12 protein-coding genes are annotated in these 12,453 nt (G+C 39.6%); 6 read left to right on the top strand and 6 right to left on the bottom strand.

Annotated features, from left to right (window positions below; translation table 11 throughout):
* Positions 1–2 precede the first annotated feature (2 nt).
* Positions 3–890: a diacylglycerol/lipid kinase family protein gene (locus CDZ94_RS20040; RefSeq protein WP_096440210.1), complete on the top strand. Its 888-nt coding sequence runs from the start codon at positions 3–5 to the stop codon at positions 888–890.
* Here CDZ94_RS20040 and CDZ94_RS21475 read toward each other — a convergent pair.
* The 3 genes from CDZ94_RS21475 to CDZ94_RS20030 all read right to left on the bottom strand — a co-directional run bounded on the left by CDZ94_RS21475 (position 876) and on the right by CDZ94_RS20030 (position 5,025).
* The gene (locus CDZ94_RS21475) at positions 876–1,034 is read right to left on the bottom strand and encodes a hypothetical protein (RefSeq protein ID WP_157812025.1); all 159 of its coding nucleotides are present in this window, start codon (positions 1,032–1,034) and stop codon (positions 876–878) included. The two genes, CDZ94_RS20040 and CDZ94_RS21475, sit on opposite strands and share 15 nt — an antisense overlap.
* Before the next feature lie 200 nt (positions 1,035–1,234).
* A complete protein-coding gene (locus CDZ94_RS20035) occupies positions 1,235–3,259 on the bottom strand; it encodes an ABC transporter ATP-binding protein (RefSeq protein WP_096440208.1) in 2,025 nt (674 codons plus the stop codon).
* Positions 3,256–5,025: an ABC transporter ATP-binding protein gene (locus tag CDZ94_RS20030; protein ID WP_096440205.1), complete on the bottom strand. Its 1,770-nt coding sequence runs from the start codon at positions 5,023–5,025 to the stop codon at positions 3,256–3,258. Before CDZ94_RS20030 ends, CDZ94_RS20035 begins: the two co-directional genes overlap by 4 nt.
* Positions 5,026–5,611: 586 nt before the next feature.
* Between CDZ94_RS20030 and CDZ94_RS20025 the strand changes: the two genes are divergently transcribed.
* Together CDZ94_RS20025 and CDZ94_RS20020 are read left to right on the top strand one after the other, a co-directional pair.
* Positions 5,612–6,172: an RNA polymerase sigma factor gene (locus tag CDZ94_RS20025; RefSeq protein ID WP_096440203.1), complete on the top strand. Its 561-nt coding sequence runs from the start codon at positions 5,612–5,614 to the stop codon at positions 6,170–6,172.
* Positions 6,153–7,019 (top strand): hypothetical protein, encoded by an 867-nt coding sequence (locus CDZ94_RS20020; RefSeq protein WP_096440201.1) that lies wholly within the window; start codon positions 6,153–6,155, stop codon positions 7,017–7,019. Before CDZ94_RS20025 ends, CDZ94_RS20020 begins: the two co-directional genes overlap by 20 nt.
* Before the next feature lie 107 nt (positions 7,020–7,126).
* Here CDZ94_RS20020 and CDZ94_RS20015 read toward each other — a convergent pair whose 3' ends face one another.
* Entirely contained in the window at positions 7,127–7,762 is a 636-nt protein-coding gene (locus tag CDZ94_RS20015) for a response regulator transcription factor (RefSeq protein WP_096440199.1), read from the bottom strand.
* Between the two features lie 500 nt (positions 7,763–8,262).
* Between CDZ94_RS20015 and CDZ94_RS20010 the strand changes: the two genes are divergently transcribed.
* The 3 genes from CDZ94_RS20010 to cydS are packed head-to-tail and all read left to right on the top strand — an operon-like array spanning position 8,263 to position 10,785.
* The gene (locus CDZ94_RS20010) at positions 8,263–9,618 is read left to right on the top strand and encodes a cytochrome ubiquinol oxidase subunit I (protein WP_096440197.1); all 1,356 of its coding nucleotides are present in this window, start codon (positions 8,263–8,265) and stop codon (positions 9,616–9,618) included.
* Between the two features lie 15 nt (positions 9,619–9,633).
* Positions 9,634–10,647, top strand: coding sequence for a cytochrome d ubiquinol oxidase subunit II (locus tag CDZ94_RS20005; RefSeq protein WP_096440195.1), 1,014 nt, complete (start codon positions 9,634–9,636; stop codon positions 10,645–10,647).
* A gap of 18 nt (positions 10,648–10,665) precedes the next feature.
* Positions 10,666–10,785, top strand: coding sequence for a cytochrome bd oxidase small subunit CydS family protein (gene cydS, locus CDZ94_RS22025; RefSeq protein WP_425352550.1), 120 nt, complete (start codon positions 10,666–10,668; stop codon positions 10,783–10,785).
* 251 nt (positions 10,786–11,036) lie between these two features.
* On the opposite strand, the gene CDZ94_RS20000 is transcribed toward cydS, so the two are convergent.
* Complete coding sequence (locus CDZ94_RS20000; RefSeq protein ID WP_096440193.1) at positions 11,037–12,071, bottom strand: N-acetylmuramoyl-L-alanine amidase; 1,035 nt, start codon at positions 12,069–12,071, stop codon at positions 11,037–11,039.
* Positions 12,071–12,247: a hypothetical protein gene (locus CDZ94_RS21605; RefSeq protein WP_198546739.1), complete on the bottom strand. Its 177-nt coding sequence runs from the start codon at positions 12,245–12,247 to the stop codon at positions 12,071–12,073. Before CDZ94_RS21605 ends, CDZ94_RS20000 begins: the two co-directional genes overlap by 1 nt.
* Between the last annotated feature and the right edge of the window lie 206 nt (positions 12,248–12,453).

Genomic DNA, 12,453 nt, shown 5'->3' with positions numbered 1-12,453 from the left:
TCATGTACTATCTTATTGTTAATGAGACTTCTGGAAATGGGAAGGGAAAGTATGTCTGGAAAAAGACAAAAGAGGTATTGGAAGACTATGGAGTTTCATATCAAGCAGAAATGACTAAATACCCTGGGCATGCCCGTGATATCGCTAAATCCTTAGTACATGATGAAACAAGAAAAATAATCGTCATTGGAGGAGATGGCACATTCCATGAAGTTGCCAATGTTCTCATTCATACGAAAACGCCAGTAGGGATTATACCTGCGGGTTCGGGTAATGATTTTTCAAGGGGCATAGGGATTCCAAAAGATTATAAGGAAGCACTCCATCGCATCATCCAAGGGGAACCGTTGGCGATTGACGTAGGACAAGTTGGTGACAACAACTATTGTATTACTGTAACAGGCATTGGATTTGACGGTTTAGTTGCAGAAATCACTAACACTTCAAAACATAAAATTTGGTGTAATCGAGTTGGCTTAGGAGGGTTAGCCTACTTTTTGAGTATCATGAAAGGACTTTGGCAATATAAGCCATCAACCGTACAAATTAGAGTTGATGAAGAGGAACGAACGTTTTCAAACGTGTGGCTTATTGCAACAGCCACTTTTCCGTACTACGGTGGTGGGATAAAAATATGTCCAGAGGCAAATTATCAAGACGGTCTGTTTGATCTATGTATTGTTCATAATTTATCAATATGGGAACTCTTGAAGGTTTTACCGAAAGCCTACAGAGGAAAACACACCGACCATCCGTCTGTGACCATGTTGAGGGGAAAAAATATTGAAATTCGCTCAGAGCCTGCACTGATCATTCATAGCGACGGTGAAATTATGGGCAAAACACCCTTAACACTCTCAGTTGTAAAAGGGGGATTACAAGTTTTGTAAAGGGTCTTCATTATCGATATTTTGATCAGGTTGTTTTTGTTTTTGAGAATCTATGATAGAAAAAAGCCCTTCATATTCATTTTCAAATAAAGAGTAAACAATTTCCTTGATGCATTCCTTTGTTTTGCTCACTTTATTATCCATGTTAATCTGCCTTTCTACATGTAAAATGTCTTACCTTCGTTACTCATCTTTATTTTCTATCTTTACTTCAAACATTATACATATAAGGAGAGAGGCGTTGTGAAGATAGCTGTACCCAAATGAGGAGGAACCCCAAAAGAATGTCTTATACCTTTTGAGGTTCCTCGAAAGCTTTTCTATATAAAGGGACCTTTGCTCATTTATCCAGCAAATGTTTCATTTTCTTTTTTAACTCCTTGCTGCAATTGATACATATAAAAATAGTTACTCTTTTTCTCCATTAACTGATCGTGATTGCCTTGTTCCAATATTTCTCCACTATTTAATACGATAATTTGATCTGCTTGGCGAATCGTTGATAGACGGTGAGCAATGACAAAGGTCGTACGCCCCTCTTTAACCACATCTAACGCTTTTTGAATGACAGCTTCTGTTTCTGTATCGATGTTCGCAGTCGCTTCATCTAAAATGAGGATCGATGGATTGAATACTAATGCCCGGGCAAATGAAATAAGTTGACGTTGTCCGGACGAAAAGGTACTACCTTTCTCCTTAACCTCTTCATCGATTCCATTTGGAAGTGAATCGATCATCTCTTTTGCACCGACTTTCTCTAATGCCAAACGAATATCCTCACGAGAAATATGCGGGACATCCAAACCGACATTAGAAGCAACCGTCCCTGTAAACAGAAACGGATCTTGTAGCACGATTGCCATATGCTTACGTAGAGCCTGCTTTGAAAGGGAATGAATATCCATTCCATCTATTGTCACGAGACCTTTTTGATGATCGTAAAATCGAAACAATACATTCATAATTGAACTTTTTCCCGACCCGGTGTGTCCGACAAATGCGACGGTTTCCCCTTGTTTTGCTGAAAACGAAATGTCTTTTAACACGTATTCACTACCCGAATAAGCAAACCAGACATTTTCAAATCTCACATTCCCTTTAAAGCGAGAAACTTCCTCCTTTGAAACTTGGGTTCCATCTTCGTCCATCAGGTTAAAAACTCGTTCCCCTGCCACACGGGCTTCCTCTAATTGAGCCAGCTGGTTGACCAGGTTATTAACAGGCTCAAACAAGCGGTTCAGATAATCAACAAAGGCATAAAGAATACCTAAAGAAAACACGGCTCCCACTCCCACAGAAGCCCCTCCGAAATACCAAATGAGACCGACAAAAGCGAGATTTCTAAATAAATTAACAAGATTAAATGAAGTTAGCGCATTTAATGTCAAAAGCTTGTTATTGAAGCGAAAGTGCTCTTTGTTTAATGCTTCAAATTCTTCATTCGTTTCTTTTTCCCTGCCGAAAGCTTGAATGATCGGCATTCCTTGGATGTTTTCATTAATTTTTCCGTTAATATCACTCAATCGTTCACGAATGACGTGGTTGTACTTTGAAGCAAATTTCCGGTACAGCTTTGCCCAGATTACGAGGACTGGAAGCAACACTAAAGCCGCGGTCGCAAGGCGGGTGTCCAATAAAAACAAAGCAATGTATATCCCGATTAAATAAATGATACTCGTAAAAAAGGTAGCAAGAACGCGTACATATAGTTCGCGGATTGCTTCGGTATCGTTTGTGACTCTTGAGACAATTTTCCCAGCAGGTAGCCAATCAAAATATTGAATCGGCACCTGTTGCACTTTTTCAAAGACATCTGTTCTCATTTTTTGAATGATTTGATTTGCTGATTTTTGCAGTAAAAAGCTTTGATGATAGTGTAGAATTGCTGCCATTAACACGAGTAAAAAGTAGCCGCCCATTAGCATCATCAAGTATTTTACTTCAGGCTGGAAAAATTGAAACACTTCATTTGCTGCAAGTGGCGTAACAGGATATGTTTCAGTATCGTCTCCCCGGGTAACCGTGAGCGTATTGCTTCCTAAATCCCGCTCTCCATCGAATGTAATGGGATCTTCTAAAAATACATAGTTCAATCCGATTTGAAGCACTTGGGCTTCCCCTAAAACCTCCTTATCCCCTTCGTAGCGATCGCTTCGAATAAAGGCGCGGTTATCATAGCTAACTTCGCCTTCTTCAGCTACTTCGATCCATTCTCTCTCAATCCCAAGAATATGATTATCGATCATTTGCTTTGCGATAAATGGTCCCGTTAATTCAGCTGCTGCTGCAATCGTTAGTAGCAGCAACGCAAAAATTATCGTTCGTTTAAACTGAAGGGCATAGCGAATTAATCTTTTTGTCGGTGTCATCGCATATGCACCTCCCTTCCCTTCACCAAGTGATTTTGTTCAATTTGTTGTGCTGTATATTGTTCCTGGTACCATCCACCGAGCTTCATCAAATCATCATGAGTACCGGCTTCAGTAATCCTGCCATTTTCGATGACGACGATTTGATCTGCGTGACTCACTGCCGACATACGATGTGCTGAAATAAATGTCGTCTTTTCCTTTCGTTCATGACGAATATTTGTAATAATAGTAGCTTCCGTTTTCGCGTCTACAGCAGATAGGGCATCGTCTAAAATTAAGATTTCCGGTTTTTTAAGCAAAGCTCTTGCAATGGAAACCCGCTGTTTTTGACCGCCAGATAAGGAAACACCTTTTTCCCCTACGAGAGTCTCAATACCTTTTGGGAATGTCTTTATATCTTTTGTAATCGATGCCAAATCAAGAACCCTGTAAAAATCATAGTCCGAGGCATCTGGTCTTCCGAATCGGACATTTTCTCTTATTGTCTTTGAAAATAGGAATTGTTCCTGTGGAATATATCCGATCCAGCTCTTCAATTGGCCAAGTTCAATTTCACCGATTGGAACATCGGACACTGTTAAGCTTCCTGCCCCTGATGGGTATTCACGTAGTAGCTGTTTTAATAATGTCGTTTTACCAGCACCAGTCTTTCCAACAATTCCGATTGTTTCACCCTTTTTGATTGATAAATTAATGTCTGTTAATGCTTGTGATTTTGAACTCGGATATTGAAAATGAACATTTGAAAAGGCAATCGATTCCGGTGAAGAGACGTGAACTAGCTCTGTACTGTTTTTCACATCCGCTTCATAAGCAAATGTTTGATTTAATCGATCCAACGAGGCATTTCCTCTTTGCATAATGTTCATTAATTCACCAAAGGCAAACATTGGCCAAATAAGCATTCCTAAGTAAATGTTAAACGAGACAAGCTGCCCGAGAGTAATTTCACTGTTAAACACTAAGAATGCACCGTAGCCTAGTCCAATCATATAACTAAGACCCACTAGAATTTTAATCGTCGGTTCAAACAGTGCATCAATTCGAGCTACAGCGATGTTTTTTTGAAGCACCTCATTTGTGATTACTTTAAAACGGGATTCGTCATCTTTTTCCTTAACGTATGCGCGAATGACTCTCACTCCTGAAATTGACTCAAGAACTTGGTCATTTAAATCTCCGAACGAATTTTGTGCCTTCATAAACCGCTCATGAATAATTTTGCCGTAACGCTTCATGAGCCAAGCCATAATCGGTAGAGGCAAAAAAGCTGCAATCGTAAGCTTCCAACTGACTAAAAACCCCATCATAAATAAGATGATGACTAAAAAGACAGTCGCATCGACAAGTGTAAGAACACCAAAGCCAGCCGTCATTGAAATGGCTTTTAAATCGTTGGTCGCTCTTGCCATCAAATCTCCAGACTTATTTTTTTCATAAAAAGTCGGTGTCATCTTCATCAGATGATGCATAAATCGCGATCGTAGTGTCCTCTCAATAACAAAAGCTCCACCAAAAAGCTGACGCATCCACGTATACGTCATCACGTAAATGACCACCATCAAGCCAAGCATAATTCCGATGTATAAAAATAAACGCTCATTCGTCATGATTCCTTGGTGAATGTCGTCAATGACAAGACCAATCAATCTCGGTGGAATCACTTCAAGTAAACTCACGATAACAAGTAATGTAAGCGCAAATGTGTAGCGTTTCCAATGGGCTTTAAAAAACCATGCTAACTTCTTTAATACGATAAACATACATTGTCACATCCTATTCGATTGTCCTAAGTGCGTGTTTCCGCTAACCTCCACCTGTCTCTTGCTCTTTTGTGTGCATTCCTACTAGCAAAAATCTTCTCATCATAATAATCCCTCCAAAATAGTGTTAATCTATGTGACCGGCACGTTTGATCCGCGATCACCAAAAGACAAATAAGCACATAAGCTTCCCGCTTATGTGCTCGCATTACATCCCTTAAATTTGAATGTATACATACAAAAAGCGCACGCCACGAGAGTTGTAGCTGCGCTTAATAGACATAGATATAGGTTAAAAATTCCATACCTTATCTGCTATAAAGGTGGAGCCACAACATAAGTTATAAAGTTGGTGGTGGTTCATTTCTGTAAAAATCATCTGTAGTACTTTCATGTTGCTCTCCTCCTTTCGTAACCTTAATATTTGTTCGAAACTAATCATATCATTATTCCGAAATTTCCGTCAACCATTTTTTTCTAGTCTTTATTTCTTACACATCATTGTATGATGATGAAGAAAAATACATCCTACAAATGAAACTTCTTTCCAATAAACATCGTTCCACCATTGAAAGGAGGACAGAGAATGCGAGATCTCGACGAAAAAAGATTGATTCACCAGTCCTTGCAAGGAAACGATGAAGCGTTTTACGAGCTCATATCAAACTACCATACAACCGTTGAACGTTTTGCCAGTCAAATCGGTGTTCACGTAAATGATTTACCCGATGTTACACAAGAAGTCTTTATCAAAGTCTACCGATTTTTAAATAGATATTCATACGGGAAGTTTAGTACGTGGTTATATAGCGTTACACTCAATGTATGTAAAGATTTCTTTCGTAAGCAAAAACGAGAGCGTTCAAAAATTAACAAAATGAAAATGGAAACAACTGAAGGGTTTTACTCCTTTTATGACAGGTTAAGTGAAGAAGCAAGTCTTTTACATGAACACATCCTGAAAATGGATGAAAAATATCGTGTTCCAATTGTCCTCTTTTATTTTCACGACCTAACCATTAGTGAAATTGCTAAGATTATTGGGATGCGTGAAAACTCAGTGAAAACCAGGTTAAAAAGAGGGAAAGAACGACTCAGAATGGCGCTTGAAGAAGGAGGTCAAACCGATGGATTCAAATCATTTTGACCAAAAAATGAAGGAATTGAAAGAAAAATATAATACAGCCTCACCCACAACATCTGCTCAGGAAATTTTCCAAGGGGTACAGTTGGAAAAAAAGCGTAAAAGGAAGTTAGTTTATTGGCCTGTCTACGCTGCGGTCGTATCACTTCTTTTTGTTGGTGGAATTCTTATGGGGTCTTTTCTGATGAGTGACAACAACCTTACTCAAGACGACCCTACACTTCCAGATGATAGTACTTCTCATGTACCTGGAGATGTAGAAGATCCAGAGGAAGATCCACACCCTGGGGATATAGACGACCTTGATGAAGAAGTAGACCAACCTGTCGAAAGGATTTATGATCGTCCAGAAACGATCAATCACGAGTTCGTTCAAGAAGGAATGGATGAGGAATATGAATACGTTTTATATGTTAACGAGGATATGCGGTTCTCTTCTTACATTGAGGAACAATTTGAAGTTGAAGAAAGCGCTACGTCCGATGATAGCGAAACGGTTCATATCTACTCTATGTATGGAGCGGTTGAACGAGAAGAAGCAAGCATCAGTGTCACGCGATATCCAAGTGAAAACGAGCGGTCGCTTGATGAGTTAGAAGAGCTTCATCACAAAGAAGAAAAAGAAGGGCAAGGGTATACAGAAATATTAGACAGAGAAAATCCTTTTGAAGAGGTCGACCGTCACTCTGTCTGGAGTCATCCAGAAGGGGAAATTACTTTCTATGCGCTCAAAGTACACGAAGGAGATATTTATGAAATTAACGTAAACATGCCAGGTCACTGGACTAATTCAGAATTTCGTTACTTCGAGTCGGTGAAAGTTTTTGTTAATGAGTTGATGTTTGAATAGCGTAGTGAAGTAGCTACCGTACATCGATCTTCTTGTCATTGATTGCCACCATTATGAAGTGTAATAAGAGAAGTTTTAAGGAAGCGGTAACATTTGCCGCTTCCTCTTTAATCTTCTTTGTAGGAAAGAAACCCCATTTTTTCAGCGGCTTTTAGTAATTGCTGTTGGTTAGTGACTAACAGTTTTTTACGGATGTTCCGACGATGATTTTCTATTGTTTTTTCTGATATACCAAGAGAGCGTGCAGAATCAATAAGAGTAAACCCTTTAATCATCTGGTCAAACACTTCTCTCTCCCGTTCAGTAAGTGGACCTTCCTTTTTTTCATGATCTTTATTTGTTTTATTTGTAATAGGATGGAGAAACGGGTAATGACTTTTTCCTTCTTTCATCGCTTCAAATGCACTCATGATTTCCTCAATAGCATCATCATGACGTATAATACCTAAAATCTGATGCTTCTCAAGAAATGACGGGTCAAACTTCCCTTCTGCCTCCCCAAACAAAACTATTTTCATATCAGACTGCTGCTTTCTAGCTTCAGTAATGACCTTTCCTGTATTTTCATATGGAAATGCATCTGGGTTTAAAATAAGCCAATCAAAATTATATTTTTCTAATAAAGTAAAAAGCTCTTTTTTACCCTTCACCTCTAAAATATATTCCACGGGAAATAAATCACCTAATAGCTGAATAGTTCCATATCGAATGAGGTCGTGCTCTTCTACTAATATAAATCGCATATTACCCCTCCATCATTTCTCTGCTTTTACTATACTCATAAACTAATTAATGGTTGATTAATATAACTTTTACAACCTGTTAGAAATTTGTTTCAATAACCTATTCTTTTAAACCTTGAAAATCTCCTTCATTAAGTTACCCTCTTAAAACTTAAGGTCTTTGTTTGACCTGGTTCTTGAAATGGGTAAAGACAGGTAGTGATACAAACCCTCCCCCCATCACTACTTGTTGTTTTACAAGTTATTTTTAGTGTTTATGCTAACTTTCCTTTATAAACACTCACTTTTACAATACTCACCACGTTTATTTATATAGGTTTCAAAGATTGCTCACAAAATAACAATACATTAGGGGATATTACCTATATGTTTATTGTTTCACATTTACTACTATAAGGATAGTAATCATGTTTTAGTCGTTTACTTTCCATGTACATGAAATAAATTATAGCCTTTCGTATCGATGAATAGAGAGAATTAAGAAAGAGGGGGAAAGAGTTATGTTTGAATACGATCCGGTTATATATAGTCGCCTTCTTACATCCTTCACATTAGGCTTCCACATCATTTTTGCTACAATTGGTGTTGGTGTACCACTTATGATCGCCATTGCAGAATGGATGGGAATTAAACGTAATGACCCCCACTACACCTTGTTAGCACGGAGGTGGGCTCGGGGGTTTGTTGTAACTGTTGCCGTAGGGGTCGTGACAGGAACCGCGATTGGGATACAGCTTAGCCTTTTATGGCCCAACTTTATGCAAGCAGCCGGCCATACGATAGGCTTACCCCTATTTCTAGAAATATTTGCGTTTTTCTTTGAAGCTATCTTTCTAGGTATCTACTTGTACACTTGGGACCGCTTTAAAAGCAAAATGAAACACTTTTTACTTGTGATTCCAATTGTAATCGGGGCGACAGCTTCCGCTTTCTTCATTACAACAGTAAATGGTTTTATGAATGCGCCACAAGGATTTGAGCTTGTTGACGGGATTCTTACAGAGGTAAATCCGTTAGCCGCCATGTTTAACCCAGCGACACCTACAAAAATTTCCCATGTTATCATTACCTGTTACTTAACCTCCGCATTTATCCTTGCGACCATTGCGGCGATTCATTTGCTTAAAGGAAACAACCATGTCTACCACAAAAAAGCACTCCATTTAACGATGGTTGCAGGTGCCATTTTTGCTGTTGGAACGGCTGTCATTGGTGATTTGTCTGGAAAATACCTTCACGAATATCAGCCAGAAAAACTTGCTGCTGCTGAATGGCATTTTGAAACTGAATCTGAGGCACCGCTTATTTTAGGTGGTATTCTGACTGACGATAACGAAGTAAAGTACGCGTTAGAAATTCCTTATGCACTCAGTATTTTAGCAGGAGGGACACCAGACTCTGAAGTCGTTGGATTAAATGACTATCCTGAAGAGGAATTACCACCGCTGTTCGTCCACTATTTCTTTGATCTGATGGTAGCGATTGGTATGTATTTAGCAGCTGTCTCTATCCTATTCGTTGTACTAAGCTGGCGAAAGAAATGGAATCCATTTAACAAACCACTACTTTGGGCTATCGCAGCCGGCGGGCCATTAGCCATGATTGCTATTGAGTCTGGTTGGATTTTTGCAGAAGTTGGTAGACAGCCGTGGATTATTTACGGGGTGATGAGAACAGAAAAAGGTGCGACCTCTTCTAATCACGTTGATATAATGCTCGTCCTCTTCTCCATCCTTTATGTGGTTCTCGGGGTTACATGTTCTATTGTTTTACGCAAGATGTTTAAACAAAACCCGGTTGAGCATGAGCTGGAAGAGCGAGAGATCGAAAAAACTAGAAAAATCAGCAATAAATAAAGGGAGGTACCGGGCATGGATTATGAAGTAATAGGAATAACGGTACTTTGGATTTTCCTTTACGGCTATTTAATTGTGGCGTCGATTGATTTCGGCGCCGGATTCTTTAGCTACTACAGCCGTATTACCAATAAAAGGAACGTCGCTCACAACATTATTCAGCGTTACCTTTCTCCTGTGTGGGAAGTAACAAACGTCTTTCTCGTGTTTTTCTTTGTCGGGATTGTAGGGTTTTTTCCAGACACCGCCTATTATTACGGAACAGCTCTTTTAATTCCTGGTAGTGTCTCGATTATTTTGTTAGCTCTTCGTGGTTCTTATTATGCTTTTGCTACGTATGGTGCAAAAGATAGTCACGTATACTCTTTCTTGTACGGAGCCACGGGTTTACTCATTCCAGCTTCATTAACGACGGTATTGACGATCTCAGAGGGTGATTACATTACCGTTAATAACGGGAATGTCCAGTTACAATACGGTGAGCTTTTTACGAGTTGGTATTCATGGGGCGTTGTCTTCCTTGCCATCTTTAGTGTCTTGTTTATTTCGGCGAGCTTTTTAACCTATTACGCAAACCGGGCTCAAGATAAACCTGCACTGGAGCTTTTTAGGAAGTATGCTCTATCTTGGTCGTTTCCAACAATCATAATGGGGATTATTGTTTTCTTTTTACTTGGAAAGCGGAATGAACTGCATTATGCAAACATGCTCGATTTATGGTGGATGTTTGGAATCTCTTTTATTTCGTTCATACTTGCCACTGCCTTCATATGGAAACGACGAAATTTCGGATGGGCGTTCTTCTTAGTCATGGTACAATTCTTCACAGCCTTTTTCGGATACGGAGCGGCGCACTTGCCTTATCTCCTTTATCCGTATTTAACGATTTATGACGGATTTACAAATGATGCGATGGCCATTTCATTAATCGTCGCTTTCATAGCAGGCCTATTGCTACTCATCCCTTCGCTGTATTTAATTATGAGGCTGTTCCTCTTTGACGCCGATTATGTGCAAGGGAAAAAATAAAGGAAGGAGGGTATCGAAATGGACCTAACAACCTTTTTAATCATGTTAGCCCCCCCCATCGTTCTCGTTCTTTCAGTTGCGGTAGTTTTTATTTGGGGCGCAAAAGCAAAACCACCTCATTTTTTACAAGATAAATAAATTGTGCGGGGACTGTCCCCCGACAATTTGTTTTAGGGACAGACCCTGGAAACAAACAAAGTTCGGAAGGATTGCTCTTCCGAACTTTATTTTTTTGAATGTGATTTAAGTGCAAGGGTGATGGAAAAAGCCATCTCATTTATTTTAGACTGTTTTCGGAAGGGGTGTTGATGCTTCTTAAGCCCAGAATGAGCGAAGAACACCATTCCAGAACAAGGTAAAGCACATATGATGTTTTTCCCTTTCTCGTTTTACACACCTCTCGTTCGCACGAAGTTTTCATTTGCTGTTATAAATAATCCACTCTTTAATCGATACATATCCGTAGAGCTACCTGGCACATTTACTCGCTCAACCACTGTAAACGCTTCTCCTCGCCTTACTTGGCCTGCGATTGCGCTCGCCTCCCAAGAAGGGCGGTTTCTAACATTTAACGTATCAACATCGACAATTACTAACGTCCCACTTGAAGTAGCGTTTTGCATTGCTTGATACGTCTGTGGTCCAGCTATACCATCAACTAGTATCCCAGCATCTCTCTGAAAGTTCCTCAATGCGTTTTCAGTAACATTTCCAAAAATACCATCAGCTCCGTAGGAACCGAGATTATAGCTTAAGTTTAATAGTTCCTCTTGCAACCTTCGTACAAGTGGCCCTCTGTCTCCATTTCTCAACACTTGTCCCGTCCAGTCACCTGTACTTTTTCTACCTATATTAGAAAATACAGCTGCGATCGCTTCTGCATGAGCCCTTGCTGCTTCACGAATAAAAGCAGAAGAACGAAGATAACTTGCATCATTACTATTGGTTAAAAAGCCTCCTTCAGTCAGAACGGCCGCCATTAACGTATAACGAAGGACATAAAACCCAGCCGTTTTAGTACCACGATCAGGCATCTTGCCACGCCAAGCTTGATTGTACATCGTCCGATGCAATTCTGTATGGATTTGACGCGTTCGATTAGGTGCATTTCGATACCGGAACGATTCAAAACCAGTTGCTGCAGCTGATGCTGAGTTGAAATGAATTGATATAAAGAGATCTGCCCCCCAATTATTAGCCTGTTGTGTTCGTGCAGCCAAGGATAAAAATACATCTGAGGTCCGACTCAATCTAACTTCCACATTTCGGTAATCGTTCTGTAGAATGTTTCTCAACTGAAGAGCCGTATTTAAATTTAAATCTTTTTCTCGCAATCCATTCCCTACTGCTCCAGGATCAGAACCTCCGTGACCAGGATCGATAAACACTTTTACTGGTCTCCCCAGATTGATAGGCAAAACCATTATACTTCACCACCCTCTGTGTTATTAACGTCATCATCCGACGTAATCCCTAATTTCCATTCATCAACACACGTAGAATCTTCACACATCGGCTCACCATGAGCACCTTCTTTAAATAGCTTAATATCATATTTAATCTCGCGTCCGCAATATACACACGAAGTTTGTTCTCCCATTTTACTCTCCTTATATAGTGTTTTTTAACCTCAAGAAGTAAACACAAGAAATAACTAAAAATAGAAAGAGCTAACAAATCTACTACCTCAATCTATTAAATGCACCCTTTTTATCAATGACACGCCAAATCACCTAAAACATCTGATAATTCAGCAAACATCCCACAATTTTACACAAAATTGTGCGGGGACAGTCCCCTGAACAA

The organism is Alteribacter populi (genome assembly GCF_002352765.1).
In the GTDB taxonomy this organism is placed as follows: Bacteria; Bacillota; Bacilli; order Bacillales; family Salisediminibacteriaceae; genus Alteribacter; species Alteribacter populi.
The sequence above is the reverse complement of the archived record's forward strand: the minus strand, read 5'-3'. Positions and strand labels throughout refer to the sequence as shown.